Source organism: Bradyrhizobium betae, assembly GCF_050632175.1.
In the GTDB taxonomy this organism is placed as follows: Bacteria; Pseudomonadota; Alphaproteobacteria; order Rhizobiales; family Xanthobacteraceae; genus Bradyrhizobium; species Bradyrhizobium betae_B.
On record NZ_CP192576.1, the window covers coordinates 6106844 to 6124050 of the forward strand.

General features: G+C 64.6%; 24 protein-coding genes and 1 pseudogene. 14 read left to right on the forward strand and 11 right to left on the reverse strand.

Going from position 1 to position 17207, the window contains the following annotated elements:
* Nucleotides 1–18: 18 nt before the first annotated feature.
* Nucleotides 19–790, reverse strand: a pseudogene (locus ACQ86E_RS29330) (ABC transporter permease).
* Between the two features lie 84 nt (nucleotides 791–874).
* The gene (locus ACQ86E_RS29335; protein ID WP_431202939.1) at nucleotides 875–1522 is read right to left on the reverse strand and encodes a TetR/AcrR family transcriptional regulator; all 648 of its coding nucleotides are present in this window, start codon (nucleotides 1520–1522) and stop codon (nucleotides 875–877) included.
* A gap of 100 nt (nucleotides 1523–1622) precedes the next feature.
* Here ACQ86E_RS29335 and ACQ86E_RS29340 point away from each other — a divergent pair, with 100 nt between their 5' ends.
* The 5 genes from ACQ86E_RS29340 to ACQ86E_RS29360 all read left to right on the forward strand — a co-directional run bounded on the left by ACQ86E_RS29340 (nucleotide 1623) and on the right by ACQ86E_RS29360 (nucleotide 5194).
* Nucleotides 1623–2627 (forward strand): ABC transporter substrate-binding protein, encoded by a 1005-nt coding sequence (locus ACQ86E_RS29340; protein WP_431202940.1) that lies wholly within the window; start codon nucleotides 1623–1625, stop codon nucleotides 2625–2627.
* Nucleotides 2628–2972: 345 nt separating this feature from the next.
* Nucleotides 2973–3671 (forward strand): septum site-determining protein MinC, encoded by a 699-nt coding sequence (minC, locus tag ACQ86E_RS29345; RefSeq protein WP_431202941.1) that lies wholly within the window; start codon nucleotides 2973–2975, stop codon nucleotides 3669–3671.
* 19 nt (nucleotides 3672–3690) lie between these two features.
* The gene (minD, locus tag ACQ86E_RS29350; protein WP_431202942.1) at nucleotides 3691–4506 is read left to right on the forward strand and encodes a septum site-determining protein MinD; all 816 of its coding nucleotides are present in this window, start codon (nucleotides 3691–3693) and stop codon (nucleotides 4504–4506) included.
* Nucleotides 4503–4790 carry a cell division topological specificity factor MinE gene (gene minE, locus ACQ86E_RS29355; protein WP_015686532.1) on the forward strand — a complete coding sequence of 96 codons (288 nt, stop codon included), beginning with the start codon at nucleotides 4503–4505 and terminating at the stop codon, nucleotides 4788–4790. Before minD ends, minE begins: the two co-directional genes overlap by 4 nt.
* A gap of 218 nt (nucleotides 4791–5008) precedes the next feature.
* The gene (locus ACQ86E_RS29360) at nucleotides 5009–5194 is read left to right on the forward strand and encodes a hypothetical protein (protein ID WP_431202943.1); all 186 of its coding nucleotides are present in this window, start codon (nucleotides 5009–5011) and stop codon (nucleotides 5192–5194) included.
* A gap of 112 nt (nucleotides 5195–5306) precedes the next feature.
* On the opposite strand, the gene ACQ86E_RS29365 is transcribed toward ACQ86E_RS29360, so the two are convergent.
* Nucleotides 5307–5561, reverse strand: coding sequence for a hypothetical protein (locus tag ACQ86E_RS29365; protein ID WP_431202944.1), 255 nt, complete (start codon nucleotides 5559–5561; stop codon nucleotides 5307–5309).
* 111 nt (nucleotides 5562–5672) lie between these two features.
* A complete protein-coding gene (locus tag ACQ86E_RS29370) occupies nucleotides 5673–6062 on the reverse strand; it encodes a hypothetical protein (RefSeq protein WP_431202945.1) in 390 nt (129 codons plus the stop codon).
* Between the two features lie 130 nt (nucleotides 6063–6192).
* Here ACQ86E_RS29370 and ACQ86E_RS29375 point away from each other — a divergent pair, with 130 nt between their 5' ends.
* Nucleotides 6193–6978 carry an SDR family NAD(P)-dependent oxidoreductase gene (locus tag ACQ86E_RS29375; RefSeq protein ID WP_431202946.1) on the forward strand — a complete coding sequence of 262 codons (786 nt, stop codon included), beginning with the start codon at nucleotides 6193–6195 and terminating at the stop codon, nucleotides 6976–6978.
* Here ACQ86E_RS29375 and ACQ86E_RS29380 read toward each other — a convergent pair whose 3' ends face one another.
* Both ACQ86E_RS29380 and ACQ86E_RS29385 read right to left on the reverse strand, forming a co-directional pair.
* Nucleotides 6979–7209, reverse strand: a complete 231-nt coding sequence (locus tag ACQ86E_RS29380) for a DUF6894 family protein (RefSeq protein ID WP_015686526.1) — start codon at nucleotides 7207–7209, stop codon at nucleotides 6979–6981.
* A gap of 386 nt (nucleotides 7210–7595) precedes the next feature.
* Entirely contained in the window at nucleotides 7596–8600 is a 1005-nt protein-coding gene (locus ACQ86E_RS29385; RefSeq protein WP_431202947.1) for a hypothetical protein, read from the reverse strand.
* Nucleotides 8601–8923: 323 nt separating this feature from the next.
* On the opposite strand from ACQ86E_RS29385, the gene ACQ86E_RS29390 reads away from it, so the two are divergent.
* From ACQ86E_RS29390 to ACQ86E_RS29400, 3 genes are all read left to right on the forward strand, one after another.
* Nucleotides 8924–9520 carry a L,D-transpeptidase gene (locus ACQ86E_RS29390; protein WP_431206591.1) on the forward strand — a complete coding sequence of 199 codons (597 nt, stop codon included), beginning with the start codon at nucleotides 8924–8926 and terminating at the stop codon, nucleotides 9518–9520.
* Nucleotides 9521–9631: 111 nt separating this feature from the next.
* Complete coding sequence (locus ACQ86E_RS29395; protein WP_431202948.1) at nucleotides 9632–10615, forward strand: hypothetical protein; 984 nt, start codon at nucleotides 9632–9634, stop codon at nucleotides 10613–10615.
* 16 nt (nucleotides 10616–10631) lie between these two features.
* Nucleotides 10632–10793: a hypothetical protein gene (locus ACQ86E_RS29400; protein ID WP_431202949.1), complete on the forward strand. Its 162-nt coding sequence runs from the start codon at nucleotides 10632–10634 to the stop codon at nucleotides 10791–10793.
* Between the two features lie 22 nt (nucleotides 10794–10815).
* On the opposite strand, the gene ACQ86E_RS29405 is transcribed toward ACQ86E_RS29400, so the two are convergent.
* Together ACQ86E_RS29405 and ACQ86E_RS29410 are read right to left on the reverse strand one after the other, a co-directional pair.
* Nucleotides 10816–11256 (reverse strand): COG4315 family predicted lipoprotein, encoded by a 441-nt coding sequence (locus tag ACQ86E_RS29405; protein WP_431202950.1) that lies wholly within the window; start codon nucleotides 11254–11256, stop codon nucleotides 10816–10818.
* A gap of 117 nt (nucleotides 11257–11373) precedes the next feature.
* Nucleotides 11374–11838: a MarR family winged helix-turn-helix transcriptional regulator gene (locus tag ACQ86E_RS29410; RefSeq protein WP_431202951.1), complete on the reverse strand. Its 465-nt coding sequence runs from the start codon at nucleotides 11836–11838 to the stop codon at nucleotides 11374–11376.
* A gap of 101 nt (nucleotides 11839–11939) precedes the next feature.
* On the opposite strand from ACQ86E_RS29410, the gene ACQ86E_RS29415 reads away from it, so the two are divergent.
* Both ACQ86E_RS29415 and ACQ86E_RS29420 read left to right on the forward strand, forming a co-directional pair.
* On the forward strand, nucleotides 11940–13862 hold the full coding sequence (locus ACQ86E_RS29415) for an FAD-binding monooxygenase (RefSeq protein WP_431202952.1): 1923 nt from the start codon (nucleotides 11940–11942) through the stop codon (nucleotides 13860–13862).
* Between the two features lie 161 nt (nucleotides 13863–14023).
* On the forward strand, nucleotides 14024–14251 hold the full coding sequence (locus ACQ86E_RS29420; protein ID WP_431202953.1) for a hypothetical protein: 228 nt from the start codon (nucleotides 14024–14026) through the stop codon (nucleotides 14249–14251).
* A gap of 14 nt (nucleotides 14252–14265) precedes the next feature.
* Here the strand turns inward: ACQ86E_RS29420 and ACQ86E_RS29425 are convergent, their stop codons facing one another.
* Nucleotides 14266–14433: a DUF3551 domain-containing protein gene (locus ACQ86E_RS29425; RefSeq protein WP_431202954.1), complete on the reverse strand. Its 168-nt coding sequence runs from the start codon at nucleotides 14431–14433 to the stop codon at nucleotides 14266–14268.
* Nucleotides 14434–14654: 221 nt separating this feature from the next.
* Between ACQ86E_RS29425 and ACQ86E_RS29430 the strand changes: the two genes are divergently transcribed.
* A complete protein-coding gene (locus tag ACQ86E_RS29430; protein WP_431202955.1) occupies nucleotides 14655–14861 on the forward strand; it encodes a hypothetical protein in 207 nt (68 codons plus the stop codon).
* Nucleotides 14862–14886: 25 nt separating this feature from the next.
* Nucleotides 14887–15243 (forward strand): hypothetical protein, encoded by a 357-nt coding sequence (locus ACQ86E_RS29435; protein WP_431202956.1) that lies wholly within the window; start codon nucleotides 14887–14889, stop codon nucleotides 15241–15243.
* Between the two features lie 34 nt (nucleotides 15244–15277).
* Here the strand turns inward: ACQ86E_RS29435 and ACQ86E_RS29440 are convergent, their stop codons facing one another.
* Together ACQ86E_RS29440 and ACQ86E_RS29445 are read right to left on the reverse strand one after the other, a co-directional pair.
* Entirely contained in the window at nucleotides 15278–15622 is a 345-nt protein-coding gene (locus tag ACQ86E_RS29440) for a DMT family transporter (protein WP_431202957.1), read from the reverse strand.
* 169 nt (nucleotides 15623–15791) lie between these two features.
* Nucleotides 15792–16457 (reverse strand): O-methyltransferase, encoded by a 666-nt coding sequence (locus tag ACQ86E_RS29445; protein WP_431202958.1) that lies wholly within the window; start codon nucleotides 16455–16457, stop codon nucleotides 15792–15794.
* A gap of 97 nt (nucleotides 16458–16554) precedes the next feature.
* On the opposite strand from ACQ86E_RS29445, the gene ACQ86E_RS29450 reads away from it, so the two are divergent.
* Nucleotides 16555–17199 carry a TetR family transcriptional regulator gene (locus ACQ86E_RS29450; RefSeq protein WP_431202959.1) on the forward strand — a complete coding sequence of 215 codons (645 nt, stop codon included), beginning with the start codon at nucleotides 16555–16557 and terminating at the stop codon, nucleotides 17197–17199.
* The last annotated feature ends 8 nt before the right edge of the window (nucleotides 17200–17207 follow it).

Consider the following 17207-nt stretch of genomic DNA (forward strand, 5'->3'; position numbering starts at 1 on the left):
CCTTCAAGTCTGCCGTTCTCAGGTCTGTCTTGCATCGCCGACCACGAACATGCGGCTCGAGGACGAGCACCAGGCCGTAGAGGGCGACCCCGAGCAGCGTCAGCAGCACGACCGCCATCACCATCGCGGGTGTGTCGAGCGAGGACTGTACCTGGATCATGAGGTAGCCGAGCCCGCGCTCGGAGGCGATGAACTCGCCGACGATGGCGCCGGCGACCGCGAGGATGGCGCCGACCTTCATGCCGGAGAACACGTAAGGCAGCGATCCCGGCAGCTGAATTTTGCGGAACAGAATCCAGCGCGAGCCGCGCAGCGATTTGACGAGGTCGAGCAGGTCAGGCTCGACCTCGCGCAGGCCGCGCGCCGTGGTGAGCAGGATCGGGAAGAAGCAGATGCTGAAGGCGATCAGGATGTTCGGCACGATGCCGTAGGAAAACCAGACGATCAAAAGCGGGCCGAGCGCGACCTTCGGGATCATGTTCAGCGTCACGAACAGCGGCAGCAGCGTCATGCTGAGCAGTGGCGCCCAGCTGAAGATCACCGCCAGCGCCACCCCGACGAACGCGCCGAGCGCGAAGCCGCCGAGGATTTCGACCGCCGTCACCAGCGTGTTGGCGCCCCAGGCATAGCTTGCGGTTCCCAGCGTCTGGATTGTCGCGAGCGGGGAAGGCAGGATGAATTTCGGCACGTGGAAGGCATCGACCGCGACCTGCCATAGCACCAGCACGGCGAGGTGAACGACCAGGATGATCGCAAAGCTGCGCGTGGCGCGTGCTCCGTCTCCTGTCACCGAGTGCTCCCTGTTGCCGGCGGTCACCTTGCCGCCGGTCGCCAGCCTAACCGTCCTTGCGGCAAGTTTCAACCAGTTGGTTGATTAAGGCCGGAGCGAATGCAGCACGAGATCGGCGACGTGGCGGCGACGGGCCAGCCGCTGGGCCCGGCTCGACAGGTCCTTGCCGAAGATCGCCGACAGCGTCGGCGTGTTGGAGAAGAAGAAATAGCTGAGGCCCGCAATCGAGATATAGAGCTGGACGGGGTCGATACCCCGACGGAACACGCCCGAGCGCACCCCCTCGTTGAGGATGTGGGAGACGCTCTTGACCAGCGGGGAATGCATCGCCTCCAGCCGCGTCGAGCCGCGGACGTGGCGGGCGCCGCCGCGGTTCTCGTCGTTCAGAAGCACGATGAAATCAGGGTTTGCTGCCAGGTGATCGAACGAGGCCTCGATCAGCTTGCGGATCGCCTTTTCCGGCGGCAGGCCTTCGAGATTGAGCCTGCGCTCCTGCTCGCGGATGTCCTCATAGACCACTTCCAGCACGGCGAGGTAGAGCGCGTCCTTGTCGCCAAAATAGTGATAGACCAGTTGCTTGTTGACGCCGGCGCGCATCGCGATCTCGTCGACGCGGGCGCCCGCAAAGCCGTGCCGGGCGAACTCCTGGCGCGCCGCGGTGAGCAGCTTCTTGCGGGTGGCGACGGGATCGCGCCGCTGCGGCACGGTGTCGCCTGAACGTTTTGCGGGCATTTCCAACCAAACGGTTGACAAGTTGAGGGCGGCCTTGTTGCATTGGTATCCTCACAAGGGGAGAGCGACAAGCCGGGTCGCGGCAACGAGGAGAGATGCGATGAAGCGTTTGCAGGCGGCGGTTTTGGCTCTGGCGCTCGGTTTGCCCGCGGTGCCCGCCAGCGCGGGCGAGGCGGTCAATCTGATCCTGAACTGGACGCCGACGGCCGATCACTCGCCGTTCTACTACGCCAAGGCGCAGGGCTGGTACGAGAAGGCCGGCATCGATCTCACCATCGAGGTCGGCAAGGGCTCCGGTGTCTCCGCCGCCAAGGTCGGCGCGGGCGGCTCGGCCTTTGGCATCGCCGATCTCGCCACCATGCTGGTCGCCAAGAGCAAGGGCGCCGACGACGTCGCGCTGATGAGCATCTACGCCAACACCGGACAGACGTTCTACTGGCTGAAAAGCTACGGTGTTAACGGCGTAAAGGATTTCCCGGGCCACAAGATCGGCAACCCGCCCGGCGACGCCTCGCGCGTGATGTGGCCGGCCTTCGCCAAGGCCGCCGGCATCGCGCCCGATGCCGTCAGCTTCGTCAATATCGGGCCGACCGCGAAGATCGCGGGCCTCAAGAACCACACCGTCGACATCATCAGCGACTTCTACAACGAGCACGATCTGAAGGTGATCGAGTTCGGCCCCGACCTCGGCTACGTCAACTGGAAGGACATCGGGCTCAACCCCTATGGCAATTCGCTGATCGTCAACGGCGCCTATCTGCAGAAGAACCCGAAGCTGGTCGAGGAGTTCGTGCGCATCTCGCAAAAGGCTTTTGCGACGTGCGTCGCCGACGTCCAACCCTGCCTGAAGGCGCTGCTCGACCAGGTCTCCGGCCTCGACAAGGCGAACCAGGAGCGCCAGTGGGAGCGCATCAAATATCTGATGACGGACGAGTTCACGACCACCAAGGGTCTCGGCTGGATCGACGGTGAGCGGATGAAGAAGGACTACGACCTGGTCCAGACCTATCTCGGCATGGAGAAGCCGTTCGACGTGACCACGGCGTTCACGACGAAGATGCTCGATCCCGCGATCAAGATGGATGCGAGCAAGGTGAAGAAGTAGGGGCTCTCTCTCTTCCCGTCATTGCGAGCGTAGCGAAGCAATCCAGGCTGTTTCTGCGGAGGCAGTCTGGATTGCTTTGCTGCGCACGCAATGACGATGTGGCAGCAGTCGCGAACCGTATGAGGCAGACGGCGTCCAGAGCGCCGGCCCCTGTAGCCCGGATGGAGCGCAGCGAAATCCGGGGCGGTGCGTCTGTCGGGCGAGGGGTCCCGGATTGCGCTGCGCTCCATCCGGGCTACCCGGAGGGCCCCATCCCCCACGTAACCCCACGGGAAAATTAACTCGCCGTTAACCATATCCGCCGCATCGTTAACCATTCAATAACAGGGAACGAGGTCGGCCGCTATGGAGGCTGCAGCAAAAGTCCAACGCCAAATGGTGCGCCTGCGCGGGCGCTCCTACGTGGCGTTCGTGTTCGTGCCGACGGTTCCGATCCAGGACTGGCTCCAGGAGATCGACACCACTATCGCCCGCTCGCCCGGTTTCTTCGCCGGCCGGCCCGTGGTGATCGACCTGTCCTCGGTCGATCTCAGCCAGTCCGGTATCGGCCATCTGCTCACCAGCCTGCAAGACCGGAACATCCGCGTGCTCGGCATCGAGGGCGTGGAGGAGTCGCGGCTGACCCCGATGATGCCGCCGCTGCTCTCGGGCGGGCGGAGCTGCGTGGTCGAGCCGAGTGCGCCGAAGAAGCCCGAGGCGAAGGTCGAGGCCAAGCCGACCTCGCTGCTGCTCGAATCTCCGGTGCGCTCGGGCCAGACCGTAATCTTCCCCGACGGCGACGTCACCATTCTGGGCTCGGTCGGCTCCGGCGCGGAAGTCGTTGCCGGCGGCTCCATCCACATCTACGGCGCGCTCCGCGGCCGTGCCATGGCGGGCGTGAACGGTCACACGAGCGCGCGCATTTATTGCCAGAAGATCGAGGCCGAACTGCTTGCAATTGATGGGTTTTACCAGACCGCTGACGATATCGACGCCGCCTTGCGCGGCCGGCCGGCCCAGGCCTGGCTGCAGGGCAACACCATGCGAATTACCGCGCTGAACTGACCAGAAGGAGATTTTTCAGATGGCCAAGGTACTGGTCGTGACATCAGGCAAGGGCGGGGTCGGCAAGACGACCACGACCGCCGCGCTGGGCGCTGCGCTGGCGCAACGCGGCGACAAGGTCGTCGTGGTCGATTTCGACGTCGGCCTGCGCAACCTCGACCTCGTGATGGGCGCCGAACGCCGCGTCGTGTTCGACCTCATCAACGTGGTGCAGGGCGTCGCCAAGCTGCCGCAGGCGCTGATCAAGGACAAGCGGCTGGAGAATCTGTGGCTGCTGCCGGCGTCGCAGACCCGCGACAAGGATGCGCTGACGGAAGAGGGCGTCGGCAAGGTCATCGAAGATCTGCGCAGCCGTTTCGACTGGGTGATCTGCGACAGCCCGGCCGGCATCGAGCGCGGCGCCTCAATGGCGATGCGCTTTGCGGACGAAGCCGTCATCGTGACCAATCCGGAAGTGTCCTCGGTGCGAGATTCCGACCGCATCATCGGCATGCTCGATTCCAAGACGGTGCGGGCCGAGAAGGGCGAGCGCGTCGAGAAGCACATTCTCATCACGCGTTACGATCCCTCCCGCGCCGCGCGCGGCGAGATGCTGACCATCGATGACATCCTCGAAATCCTCGCGACGCCTCTGCTCGGCATCATCCCGGAGAGCCAGGACGTGCTGCGCGCCTCCAATGTCGGCACGCCAGTGACGCTGTCGAACGCCGAAGGCGCACCCGCGCGCGCTTATATCGACGCGGCGCGGCGGCTATGCGGCGAGACCGTCGCCATGCAGGTGCCGACCGAACGCAAGGGCTTCATGGATCGGCTGCTGCGACGGAGGGCTGCATGAGCATGGGTCTGCTCCGGCTTCTCCGCGGCAATAAGGCCTCTGCACCGGTCGCTCGCGAACGACTGCAGATCCTGCTTGCCCATGAACGCGGACTGCGCGGCCAGCCCGATCTGCTCGGTGTGCTGCGTGAGGAAATTCTCGCCGTCGTGTCCAGGCACGTGACGCTGGATCCGACCAAGGTCATCGTCCGGCTCGAGCGTGGCGATGAGGTGTCGACCCTGGAGGTCGATATCGAGGTGCCCAACGACTTCGAGCGCAAGAACAAGAAAGTGGCGGTCGCGTAAGGGAACGCGGCTGCATGACATCCGGTTTGGGGTGGGTGAAAAGGCGGTCCGCTGGGCACAGCGGGCCGCCTTGTTTTGTGGGGTTTGGGGCTGCACCGCGCTCGATCTCGATCGATGTGATCGGCGGACGGCGGAACGGGAGTTGCGGCGAAACCGTTGTCAGAGATCCGCGGAGCGCCGAGCCGGGCGCCGCGGTTTCCTCAAGAGGGAGAGCGCCCATGATGTCCGAGGTCCAGGTCCACACCGTCGCGCGGCAGATGCTGGAACAGCATGGTCCTGGTGCAATAGCGAAAGCCGCAGAACAGGCGCAGGCCTGCGAGGGCCGCGGCGAGGCCGACGAGGCCAGGGAATGGCGTCATATCGTCGATGCCATGAAGGTGATGCGCGGCCCGCACCAGAGCTGATCGGTATCAGTTGCGCACGGTTCCATCCTTGATCATGTCCAGGATGCGGCTCCAGCGGTCGTCGCACCGCGGCAAGCCGCCGGCGAAACGCTGATGGAACCCGCGAGTTCCCTCAGCGATCGCTTTGGTCGGCGCCTTGACCACGAGACTTCTGCTGGGTCGCCGGCTGGCTGCGTTCGCCGGTCTCCCTGCAGGGGAGCGGTTCCCACGATCCGTCGGCGCCCATCTGATAGGCGCTGCACGATGACGACGCGCTGGTCGACTTGTCGTCGCCTTTCTGGGCCTCGGCATTCCTCGCCACAGCCGGGGCGGTCAGCAGGGCGCTCGTCACGAGAGCACCGGCGAAAACGACATATACAATCCGCATGTGGGTCTCCTGTTCGAAGAGCCGCATGCTGGCGAGGAATGTGACGATTTTTTGCCGGGGCGATTATTCCGCCGCGGCGTGCTTAACATCGCGATATCGCTCGCCGCTCGTCTAGCCGCCCTTGGCGCGGATCAGGCCGGCGAGGTTGGTCTTCTGGGCTTCGCACCAGCTGGGCATGCCGAGGCGACGCTGGTTGAGATCGGTCACCTGGGTCGCCACCGCGACCTCGGCCATCAGATCGTCATCCTGCTTCTCGCCCATCTTGCCGCCGGTGTGCATCCAGGCGATCGCCTTGCGCACCTTCTCGGTGGTGCCGTCGGGCAGGTGCATCTGCTCGGCCTTCTGTACCAGGTCCTGATAGGCGACGTCCGTGCCCGGACATTCGACCTTGGCCGCGAAGGCCTGCAAGACCAGCGTCACATAGGTCGAGCGTGGACGGTCCTCGGCCTGGGCCGATGTGGCGATCAGCAACAGGCCTGCCATCAGGAAACCGGTGCGCATCCTTGGATCCTCCTTCATTTTTTGAGAGGCTAGCGTCCGGCGGGCTACTCCGCAATGGTGCCGGGGCGCATTTGTCGCTTCGCGCTGCGGTGCGCTATCGTGGCCGGGCATCCCTGTTACGGAGAGCGAGATGAGCCTGTTCAGCACGCCTTTCGATCCTGCACGCGACACGGCGCTCGTGACCGGCGCCGGCAATGGCATCGGCCGAGCCATCGCGCAGGCCCTGGTCGACGAGGGCGTGCGGACCGTTTTCGCCGATGTGAATGCGGAGCGCGTAAGCGCAGCGATAAGCGCGAGCAGCAAGCCTGAATTGGCCGTGCCCTGGGTTGGCGATCTGGCGAGGCTCGAGGCCTGCGATGAGCTGCTGGTTGCCGCACATGCCGCGCTGGGCGAGGTCTCGCATTTCGTGCACAGCGCGTCTCCACAGCGGCGCGAGGCCGATCACGCGCTCGCGGTGGATCGCAAGACCTGGCAGGAGATGCACGCCGTCAATCTCGATGCCGGCTTTCACCTGGCGCGCGAGATCGCAAAACGGTTGATCGCGGCAAGGCAGCCCGGCTCGTTCCTGTTTCTCACCTCGCTGCATGCGGGCACGCCGCGCAACCTGCCGCATTATTCGACGGCGAAGGCGGCAATGGCGATGCTGGTGAAGGAGCTCGCGAAGAGCTTTGGTCGGCACGGCATTCGCGTCAACGCGCTGGTGCCGGGTGCGATCGCAGCGGGCGGGTTCGTCGCGGATGCTTCGCTGGCGAAACACATTCCGCTCGGGCGCCTCGGCGCGGCCAACGATCTCGCGCCGATGGCGCTCACGGTGCTGTCGAACAAGCTCTCGGCTTACGTCACCGGCGCAGCCTTCGTGGTCGACGGCGGCTTGTCGCTGACGAACTGGTTCGAAGCGCCTGTGCTCGACGAGTAGTCAGCGCCGCCAGGCCGGCACGGGATCGAGCGGCGTGCGATAGACCTCGTTGTGATCGCGATCGGTGACGCGCACTGCGCAGCCCTTCTGCTGCAGCTCCGGCTTCACCTGCGACAGCTCATTGGCCAATTGAACGGCGCGATCGGAGGCGACCTCGATGTCTTCAAGGATGATTTCGCCCTGGTTCTTGAACTCTTCACCGACCACGAGATCGAAGGAATAGTAAGGCATCCGAATTCCCCGGTGTGACGACCAAAATTTCCAAGAGAAGCCTGCAACGGAAGGCTTCAGAACATGCTGGATCGTACCACTGAGTCGATGTCTATCGGGTGAACGGACCGCGCAATCTCTGTGCTTATGGCGCAGAAATGATGTGCAGTACGCAGGTGCATTAGGATTTTATTAAACATGTCGGCGCGATCATTGGGCATGGAATTGCAGCAGAACCGGGCTCCGGGAACCGGCAGCTGCAAGAGAAGGCCGCCGGCATAGATCCCGACGGCCTTTTCTCTTGCGAGACGATGCGAAGCATCGCGTCCCGTAGTAATCCGGATTCAATGCATCACACCGTCCCGGTCAGCGTGCGCGACTGGCGCCAGCGCCGTTCTGCAATCGCGCTAGCGCAGCGGCATCGGCGGCCGCACGACAGGGCCGTCGTCATCGGCGACGGCCTGCGTCGCGACAGTTGAGGCCGGCGGCGGCGCTGCGGCAGCCTGCGAAGGCGGTGGAGGTGCGAGCGGCGCTGGCGAGGCCGGCAGGTAGGTGTGTGACACGACCGGCTTCGGCTTGCGAACCGGCGGCGCAGTCCGGGCAGGTGCTCGCGGCGGGAGCGCCGACACGCGCCCACGCGGATCGCCCGGCGGTCTCGCCTCAGTCACCGGCTTCGGCTTCGCCATTTCGCGTGCCATCTGCTCCTGTCCGGCCTTCAACTCGGCGATGCTGGCCTTGAGCGCTTCGATCTGCTGCGCCATCAAGCCGAGATCGCGCGTCATCGACTGCACCGACTGCGTTGCGTCAGGCTGTGTTGTTGCGGGCGCTGCTGCTGCAACTTGGACCGCGGGCGGCGGCGCAGATTGATCGGCGGTCTGATCGCTCGCCGCAGGTGCGGCGGCCGACGCTGCGGGCGGCGCGGCCTGCGCTGCCGTCTCTGCAGCAGTCTGCGATGTCGCCGGCAGCAACGACGCCAGGGCCGGCGTCCATTGTGCGAGCAGCGGTTTGACCGTGTCGCCGTGTTGCTCCCAGGCGATGGTGGCGGCCGCGCTGCCACCCGCAAACAGAAACGTGACGAACGCGCCGCGCAGCCATTTGCTCGCGGCGGATTGCCTCCGCGGGCCGTGACCATCACTCGCCGCGACGCGGACGGCGGTGTCGACGGAGGGAACGGCTGCCTGAGGCTCGGCCGCAGGACTGAACTTCGGCTCTGGACTGATTTTTGGTTCCAGTGTGAAAGTCGGCTCCGGACGGCTCACGATCTCCGGCGCCAGCGAAGGTGCGACGCTGCCGGGCCGCGAGGCCCGCACGATGTCGGGTGAAATCTGCACGACGTCGTGCGGGTCGTTATCCCTGGCCGCGTCCTTCACGATCGCATCGACGATTTGACTGCTGTTCAGCGTCGCGAGCATCGCAGCTCCTTGCACTTTGGTCGTCCGCATTGGCGCGAGCCGATCTGTTGACGTGCCCCATCCCAAGCCCAAAGGGCACGAGTCCAGCCGGGTTTGACCAAAGCAAGGCGAGGGGATGGAGACTGTGCGACGCTTGTCCACCGTTCGTGGTGATGGAACTCGTTCCCCGCACACGCGGACGTGTTCCACATAGCCTTGTTTTCAGCGCGATTTTGGCACTATCTGGCGGCGCTGGGGGCGCTGCCATTCGCTATCGGGGGCCGGTGGTGCCAAGATCTTTATTCGCTCTGTTCGTCGTTGCTCTGTTGCCGCTCGGCGGCTGCATGCAGACGACGCTTTCGCCATCGACGGATGCGAGCATGACGGCCCGCGACCGTCAGTTGCTGGCGCACGCGCCTTACGCGAAGGCCGATGTGCCCGAGCAGTTTCTCCGCCATGTCGTCGATTATCCGCGCAAGGAGCAGCCGGGCACGATCCTGGTCGATACCGACGCGCGCTATCTGTATTTCGTGCTGCCGGACGGCAAGGCGATCCGCTACGGCGTCGCGGTCGGCGAGGAGGCGATGGCCTTCTCGGGCGTCGCGCGCGTCGGTCGCCTGGCGGAATGGCCGGACTGGGTTCCGACCGCGGACATCCAGGCGCGGCTCGGACCGTATCCGGCGCGGGTTGCCGGCGGCCCCGCCAATCCGCTGGGCGCGCGGGGCATCTATCTCTATGCCGGGAACAAGGACACGCTTTACCGTATCCACGGCACCAACCAGCCCGAATATATCGGGCAGGCGATCTCGTCCGGCTGCATCCGCATGCGCAACGAGGACGTCATCGATCTCTACGACCGGGTGAAGCTCAATTCCACCGTCGTCGTGCTGCCGCCCGGGCAGAGCGCGCAGGTCGAGGCCAACAGAAGCTGGCGCGGGTAAGGCACGCAGGTCGGCAGCATCACCTGCGTTGCTTGCCGACAATTTTATCCATTGTGTTGCGCGGGCCGTAACGCCTCGCCTCTAGCGTGCAGCGAGCAAGGGGTTGCTCGCATGCATATCGTCAAGAACTCGCCGCGCGCACTTTTTGCCGCGCTGATTCCGCTGGCTATCATCGAAGCCGTACTGATGGTCTTCGCCATCGCGGGCGGGCAGGTGATCGATCCGGTTGGCGTGCCTGCGCCGGACCAGATCGTGTCGCTCTATGCGGGCCGCATGGCCATCAATGCGGCCCTGCTGTTCGCCGGGCACATCACGCTACGGCAGTGGACGATCTCGAGCCGGCTCGCCTACGGACTGATGGGCGGCGTCATGGCCGCAGTGAGCTACGGCATCGCGATCCGCAACCACATTCAGCTGGCGACGCCCGGAGACGGGACAGTGGTGACGATCGGCTTGCTGCCGACGATCGCGGGGATGATCGGCGGATTTCTCTATGGCCAGTTTGCCGGCCTCACTCCGGTTGCGCGCGCCTGCGGTGCGGCCGCCGCCGACGCGGCGGGAGCGGCGCCGCCGATCGTGTTCGACGGACCGGTCCGGGTTCGCACGTCGGTCGCCGGTGTTGCCATCGCGGCGCTGATGCCGACGGTGCTCGCGACGCTAGTACCCTACACGCTGGTGCCGTTCCTGACGAACGGCTTCGCGGACAAGAGCACCGCCCAGATCTTCGCGGCCGTGATCCCGGCGCAGACCTTCATGGTCATGATGGTGGTCTCTGTCGTTCCTTCCTGCATCTTCATGCTCTGCGTGCACCAAATTGCCCGCGCCATGAGCCGCCGCAGCGCATGGGAATACGCGGCGATCGGGGGCGTGGCGGCGTTCGCCTGCACGCTATTGCTGGTGTTGGTCGTGCCGATCTTCGCTGCCCTGCTGGTGCCTTCGGCAATTTGCGGCGCCATCATGGGCGCGCTCTATCGCCGCTTCGCGGGCCTCGAGCCGGTGCCGTTGCCGGAAGCCGTCATCGCAACCGATCCGAACGCGCTGGTCGGCGCCGACCATCCGTCGCGGCGTCAGCACGGCGTCATTCTCAGCAACTGATCGGCAGGATAGAAACATGAAAGGGTTTGCAGCGTTCGGCGTAGCGGTCGTGATCACGGCCGTTGCTGCGGTCTGGTTCTTGACCGGCCCTGTTGTGGTGAATGCGGAGGTCAAGCCGCTTCAGCCGAGCGCAAAGATACCGGTATGGAAGCCCGTGCCGACGGAACTGGCGCGCTAGCGACGGATGCGCGCCGTTCGCCTCATTCCACGGGCCGCGCGATGTGCCATTGCAGCGTCGTGGCGATTCCGTTGACGTCGCCCGGTGCCTTGTCGGCGGGTGAGGTGTAGAGCGGGCGATAGCGGTACGCCCACATCTTGGTGCCGTCGTCGCGGTTGATCACGGTGAAGTCGCCGACAGCCCTGGCATCGGCCGTCGCGGCGAGCGGAACCCAGCTTTCGGTGCACTTGCCGTTGCAGGTGGAGGTCTTGCCGGTGGTGTCTCGCTCGTAATGATAGAGCGTCATGCCCTTGAGATCGACGAGCTTGGGGCCCTGCTTGGTCAGGATCACCTTCGCCGGTGTGGGAGGCGATTCGGCTTTCGGGGTAGGAGGAGGGGAACCGCCGCCGCCATGGCCGCTGTTTGCGAGCGCATGGCCGGCCGAAAGCGCGATGGCCGCAGCCACAATGAGAAACCTGAACATCGGAAAGCTCCCGAACGGCAAAGTTAATCGCGCGTTAAGCGCCGAATGGGGCAGACCCTAGCAGCCGAAAGTTAGCTCCGGGTTTCATCGCACTGCGACATTTGCGGACAGGAGTACCTATGCCTGCGCCTCGCGCAGGGGCGCGCGGCTGAGCTCGTTGCCGGCGGCAATCGCCTTGCGCAACAACCGCATCAGCTCATCGCCTTCCTTCGCGCTCAGACCACGCAACATGGTGCGCTGGGCCGATTCCACCGCCGGCGTGATCTTGCGCAGCGTGCGTTTGCCTGCATCGGTAATCTCGAGCTCGCGCGCGCGGCGGTCGCGGCTCGATGCGCGGCGCTCAATGAGACCTTTCTGTACGAGGCGGTCGATCACGCCGGTGATGGTGGTGCGGTCGTAGGCGATCAGTCCCGCGAGAGTGACCTGGTCGAGCGCCGGATTGGCCGCGATGGTCGCGAGCGCCGCGTATTGCACCGGCGTCAGGTCGAAGCCGGCCTCGCCGACCTCGGCCAGAAACACCGCGACCGCGATCTGCTGAAACCGGCGCGCGAGGTGCCCGGGCATATCGTTGTTGTCTTTCACCGAATTCTCCTCGGGGCAGGGAGGCGTGCCATTATTGACAAGTATACTGATAGTCAGCATACTGAGCAATCTCGAAGGAGACGTTGACTGGAGAGGTGCGCATGCAATTCCATCTCAATGGATTTCAGCCGGGCGATCCCGAGATCGCCGATCCCGCCGACCGCATTCAGGCGTCCGGCGCAGCAGGCGCCGTGCCCGGAGAAGTCGATGTCCTCATCGTCGGCTGTGGCCCTGCGGGCCTGACGCTCGCCGCCCAGCTTGCGCAATTCCCTGATATCAAGACCTGCATCGTCGAGCAGAAGCCGGACCGCCTGCTGGTCGGGCAGGCCGACGGCGTCGCCTGCCGCACCATGGAAATGTTCCACGCCTACGGCTTCAGCGAGCGCGTGCTGAAGGAGGCCTATTGGGTCAACGAGACGACGTTCTGGAAGCCCGACGAGCGGGAGCCGGAGACGATCGTCCGCAGCGGCCGGGTGCAGGACGTCGAGGACGGGTTGTCCGAATTCCCGCACGTCATCCTCAACCAGGCGCGCATCCATGACGGCTTTCTCGACGTCATGCGCAAATCGCCGGCGAAGCTCGAGCCTTACTACAGCCGCCGCCTGCTGGACGTGCAGGCTGATCCGGCCGCAGATCCCGCCGATCACGCCGTGACCGTGCGTCTCGAGCGCGTCGATGCCGGAAGCGAGGGCAAGGTCGAGACCATCAAGGCGCGCTATGTGGTCGGCTGCGACGGTGCGCGCAGCATCGTACGCAAATCGATCGGCCGTGAGCTGCACGGCGATTCCGCCAACCATGCCTGGGGTGTGATGGACGTGCTGGCGGTGACCGATTTTCCGGACATCCGGTTCAAATCGTTGATCCAGTCGGCGAAGGACGGCAGCCTGCTCATCATTCCCCGCGAAGGCGGTTACATGGTCCGCCTCTACGTCGAGCTTGCAAAACTCGACGTCGGCGAGCGCGTTGCCAACCGCAATATCAGCGCCGATGACGTGATTGCGAAGGCGCGGCGGATCCTGAAGCCGCATACGCTCGAGGTGAAGGAGATTGCGTGGTGGTCGGTCTACGAGATCGGCCAGCGCCTGACCGACAAGTTCGACGACGTGCCGGAGGCCGAGATCGCCACGCGTCTGCCGCGTATCTTCATCGCCGGCGACGCCTGCCATACCCACAGCCCGAAGGCGGGGCAGGGCATGAACGTCTCCATGCAGGATGCCTTCAATCTCGGCTGGAAACTCGCCGCAGTGCTGCGCAAGCAGTGCGCGCCGAGCCTCTTGCATTCCTACTCGGCCGAGCGGCAGGCGGTTGCGAAGGAGCTGATCGATTTCGATCGCGAATGGTCGGGGATTTTGGCGTCCGCAGCGAAAGCAGGCGGCGCCGATGCCGCCAAGACGCAGGACTACTTCGTCAGGCACGGCCGCTACACTGCGGGCACGGCGACGCACTACCGGCCGTCGGTCCTTACGGGCGCTGCGTCGCATCAGCATCTCGCAGAAGGTCTCGTGATCGGAAAGCGCTTCCACTCGGCGCCGGTTATTCGACTTGGTGATGCCAAGCCGGTTCATCTCGGCCATGCAGGACAGGCGGATGGCCGTTTCCGCATCTACGCGTTTTCGCCCGCGGAAGATCCTGCGGCTGCCGGCTCGGCCATTCGCGCCTTGTGCAATTTCCTGAGCGAAGCCCGGGAATCGCCGCTGAGGCGCTACACGCCTGCGGGCGCAGACATCGACAGCGTGATCGACCTGCGCGCCGTGTTTCAGCAGGAGCATCGCGAGCTCGCCGTCGAGGCAATGCCCGCACTGCTGCTCCCCCGCAAGGGCCGCTATGGTTTGCTCGATTACGAGAAGATGTTCTGTCCCGACCTCAAGAGCGGCCATGACGTTTTCGCCATGCGCGGGATCGATCGCAAGGCCGGATGCATGGTCGTCGTGCGGCCGGATCAGTACGTAGGACACGTACTGCCGCTCGACGACTTTGCCGGGCTCGCCGCATATTTCGATAGGATCATGCTGACTGCGCGCTGAGGCGGTTACAATTTAAGATAGATCGTCACAGGCGGATTTCATCGATCGTAATATCTGTACCGAAAGCTGAAAGCATCCACTCGGGGCAGCGGGGCAACGGGAGGATGACGATGAGACAAAGCCAGGCGGAGACGCGTCGCCAGAGTGTCGCGAAGCGGTCGATGACCAAAGAGGCCAAGCAACTGACGAGCCTGATCGACGGGTTGCGCAAATCCCTCGATGACATTCACAAGCAGCGTGTGAGCATGAAGCTCTCCGGTGCCGAGATGGGCGTGCTCGACGAGCGCCGCAACAATCTGCTGCTCACCATCGCAGCCCTGGACGATCGCCGCTCGGCGGTGCAGGGACTGATTGATCTCGGCCGCCCGCACGTCATTCGCGTGCATTGAGCGGATCAGGGGCGCTAGCGGCTCCGTCGCGGCGGCGATGGACCCAAGCCCGGCTGGCGGCTCTTCACGGCATAGGGATTGGCGTAGCATTGCGCGGATTGCCCGGAGGCAGTCATGGCGCACTGCGCGATCGACGTGAAGCTGCAATCGATGCTGCTGCCGTCGATGGTGTAGACCTCCATGCAGATTGGATAGCGCGGATCGTAGTTTGCGCGGCTGCCGGCCCGGCGCCAATCAAGGCCACGCCAGGCAAGCCCGCGACAAGCAGAATCGCATTCATGATGGGTCGCACGATCAACCTCCGGCGCTCGGTTGGAACCAAGCACAATGCTGCCGCGGATGGCACCAAATTGCCATGCTCCCGGCGAATTGCCGCCAACTCCCGCTGCCACGAGGGGAACGGGTGCAGGGCAACGCCAGGGGATGCGAATTGACCTACAAGATGGTCGCAGAACGCGACAATGAGAAGTGCAGTTTCGACCGCGAGAGCCGGTTGCTCATCGTCGCGAAGGCGAAGGTGTGGGCGAGCGAGGGATGGCGGGTCGTCATTACCGACCATGACGGCAAGGCCTACGCGCCGGCCGAATTCGATCAGCTATCGGCGGCGTGACCGCGCGAGGGGACGACATTTGACGATGCCATTTCGACCGGGGCGCGATGTGATCGCGCCCCTGATGATTCTTGCAGCCGCCGCGCTGACGGTGACGGCCGCGTCCGCGCAAAATCTCGACGCCGGCAAGCCGCCTGCAAAGCTTTTCGCGGATGGTTGTGCCACCTGCCATCGGAGCCCGCGGGGCCTTGCGAAAGGTCGCTTCAGCCTGACGCTGTCTTGGTTCCTGAAGGACCATTATGCGACCAGCTCCGACTCGGCCCAGGCGCTCGCCGCCTATCTGGAGTCGGTCGATGGGCCGCCTCCGCGCGCAGCGGCCGAGCCTCGCGCAAAACCGTCCAGATCCGCGCCCCGTGCACCCAAGCCGGCGACGAGCCAGTAGCGCTATCTGGCGCGGGTGTCGGCGCTGTCCGGCGTCAATGCACCGTTGTCTCCGAAAACAGCTTGATGATCACGACTCCCGATACGATCAGGGTGATACCAACGAAGGCTGCGGCATCCAGCATCTGGCGGAACACCACGAAGGAGACTGTGGCGGTCAGGATGATGCCGACCCCGCCCCAGATCGCATAGGCGATGCTCAGCGGGATGACCCGGATCGCGACCGACAGCGCATAGAACGAGGCGACATAGAACAGCACCATCGCCAGCGTCGGCCAGGGCCGGGTGAACTGAGCGGATTGCTGGAGAAAGGCGGATGCCGTCACCTCGAGGACGATGGCGATGGCGAGCGCTGCATAGGCGTTGAAGGCGGACGTCATGGCAAGCCGGGATGCCGCACGTGAAAGATACCACGGTAGGTAGGTTGGGACTCAAACATGGCCGCTGGTGGGAGGAGATATCACGGGTGAGTGACGAGCCTGCGACAGGGGCGGAATACCCTATGGAGCCGCCACGCGGCGGCTCCCGGGGGCAACGGTTCGTGCGGCGTCAGTTGATCCGCACCGAGAGTTCGACATCCTCGGCGAACGGCGTGGACATGTAGCCGCTTCCCGGTGCGCGCACCCGCGCGAGATAATCGGGGCTGTCGTCTGCGTTGTCGGCGACGATGATCGCGCCCGGCCCGAGATGGCCTTCGACGAGATTCAAGATATCAGGGTAGAGCGCCTTGGCCCCGTCGAGCAGCACGAGATCGATCGTATCGGGCAGATCAGCGCTGAGCGTCTTCAGCGCGTCGCCCTCGCGGATCTCGACGAGATCGAGCAGCCCGCCGGCCGAGAGATTCTCCCTCGCACGTGCCGCCTTGGACGGCTCGAACTCGCTGGTGATGAGACGCCCGCCGCCATTGTCGCGCAAGCCTGCGGCAAGATGCAGGGTCGAGATTCCGAACGAGGTACCGAACTCGACGATCGCTTTGGCGCGGGAGCTGCGCGCGAGCATGTAAAGCAGCGCGCCGGTCTCGCGGGATACCGCGAGCGGAGCGTCCTTCAGCCGTCCATAGAGGTTGCGGTAATCGGTCTTGCTCCGCATCATCCGCACGCGGTCGGCGTCGGTCACGTCGGCAAAGGCAGCTCGCGTTGCGCCGCGTGCTGCTTCGTCCTGGTCGAACAGGCGATCCAGCAAGGGCGCTAGCAAGGTGATCGTTGGGCTGGTCATTTCGTGTCTCCAGAGTTCGCCGCAAAGCGCGTGCTTGCGTGGAGACCGAAATACGACTATTTCGTCGCATTCGCTATTCGCGTTGCACCGGGGCGCCATGGCCGACCGCCGAAGCCGTTCAGTTTCCTCACGAAAACAGCCGCAGCAGGCACGTTCCAGCGGCCTGGTGGCGGCCATTTTGGATGCCGCTGTTCAGGTCCTGGAGAAGGAGGGCGCACAGCGTTTCACCACGGCGCGGGTGGCCGAGCGGGCTGGTGTGAGCGTGGGATCGCTCTACCAATATTTTCCGAACAAGGCCGCGATCCTGTTCCGCCTCCAGAGCGACGAGTGGCGGCGCACGAGCGAGCTGTTGCGCGACATTCTTGCGGACCGGGTAAAGCCGCCGCTGGAGCGGCTGCGCGCGCTTGTCCATGCGTTCATTCGGTCCGAATGCGAGGAGGCTGTGATCCGTGGCGCGCTGGATGACGCCGCGCCACTCTATCGCGATGCGCCCGAGGCGCAGGACGCGCGGTCGGCCGGCGAGGGCATCGTTGCGGCCTTCATGCGGGAGGCGCTGCCCAAAGCCCCGGATGCGACGCGAGAGCTCGCCGGCGAATTGATCAAGACGACATTGAGCGAGGTCGGCAAGCGGTTCTCAGAGAAGCCGCGCAGCGATATGGAGATCGTGCGTCATGCCGACGCGCTTGCCGACATGTTCTGCGCCTATCTCGGCGAGCTTGCGCGTCGTCGAGATCATTCCTGACATCTGCG

Coding starts and splice junctions, on each gene's coding strand:
- ACQ86E_RS29335 (WP_431202939.1), bottom strand. CDS start 1,522: ATGCCCGCAAAACGTTCAGGCGACACCGTGCCGCAGCGGCGCGATCCC.
- ACQ86E_RS29340 (WP_431202940.1), top strand. CDS start 1,623: ATGAAGCGTTTGCAGGCGGCGGTTTTGGCTCTGGCGCTCGGTTTGCCC.
- minC (WP_431202941.1), top strand. CDS start 2,973: ATGGAGGCTGCAGCAAAAGTCCAACGCCAAATGGTGCGCCTGCGCGGG.
- minD (WP_431202942.1), top strand. CDS start 3,691: ATGGCCAAGGTACTGGTCGTGACATCAGGCAAGGGCGGGGTCGGCAAG.
- minE (WP_015686532.1), top strand. CDS start 4,503: ATGAGCATGGGTCTGCTCCGGCTTCTCCGCGGCAATAAGGCCTCTGCA.
- ACQ86E_RS29360 (WP_431202943.1), top strand. CDS start 5,009: ATGATGTCCGAGGTCCAGGTCCACACCGTCGCGCGGCAGATGCTGGAA.
- ACQ86E_RS29365 (WP_431202944.1), bottom strand. CDS start 5,561: ATGCGGATTGTATATGTCGTTTTCGCCGGTGCTCTCGTGACGAGCGCC.
- ACQ86E_RS29370 (WP_431202945.1), bottom strand. CDS start 6,062: ATGCGCACCGGTTTCCTGATGGCAGGCCTGTTGCTGATCGCCACATCG.
- ACQ86E_RS29375 (WP_431202946.1), top strand. CDS start 6,193: ATGAGCCTGTTCAGCACGCCTTTCGATCCTGCACGCGACACGGCGCTC.
- ACQ86E_RS29380 (WP_015686526.1), bottom strand. CDS start 7,209: ATGCCTTACTATTCCTTCGATCTCGTGGTCGGTGAAGAGTTCAAGAAC.
- ACQ86E_RS29385 (WP_431202947.1), bottom strand. CDS start 8,600: ATGCTCGCGACGCTGAACAGCAGTCAAATCGTCGATGCGATCGTGAAG.
- ACQ86E_RS29390 (WP_431206591.1), top strand. CDS start 8,924: ATGCAGACGACGCTTTCGCCATCGACGGATGCGAGCATGACGGCCCGC.
- ACQ86E_RS29395 (WP_431202948.1), top strand. CDS start 9,632: ATGCATATCGTCAAGAACTCGCCGCGCGCACTTTTTGCCGCGCTGATT.
- ACQ86E_RS29400 (WP_431202949.1), top strand. CDS start 10,632: ATGAAAGGGTTTGCAGCGTTCGGCGTAGCGGTCGTGATCACGGCCGTT.
- ACQ86E_RS29405 (WP_431202950.1), bottom strand. CDS start 11,256: ATGTTCAGGTTTCTCATTGTGGCTGCGGCCATCGCGCTTTCGGCCGGC.
- ACQ86E_RS29415 (WP_431202952.1), top strand. CDS start 11,940: ATGCAATTCCATCTCAATGGATTTCAGCCGGGCGATCCCGAGATCGCC.
- ACQ86E_RS29420 (WP_431202953.1), top strand. CDS start 14,024: ATGACCAAAGAGGCCAAGCAACTGACGAGCCTGATCGACGGGTTGCGC.
- ACQ86E_RS29425 (WP_431202954.1), bottom strand. CDS start 14,433: ATGGAGGTCTACACCATCGACGGCAGCAGCATCGATTGCAGCTTCACG.
- ACQ86E_RS29435 (WP_431202956.1), top strand. CDS start 14,887: ATGCCATTTCGACCGGGGCGCGATGTGATCGCGCCCCTGATGATTCTT.
- ACQ86E_RS29440 (WP_431202957.1), bottom strand. CDS start 15,622: ATGACGTCCGCCTTCAACGCCTATGCAGCGCTCGCCATCGCCATCGTC.
- ACQ86E_RS29445 (WP_431202958.1), bottom strand. CDS start 16,457: ATGACCAGCCCAACGATCACCTTGCTAGCGCCCTTGCTGGATCGCCTG.
- ACQ86E_RS29450 (WP_431202959.1), top strand. CDS start 16,555: ATGGCCGACCGCCGAAGCCGTTCAGTTTCCTCACGAAAACAGCCGCAG.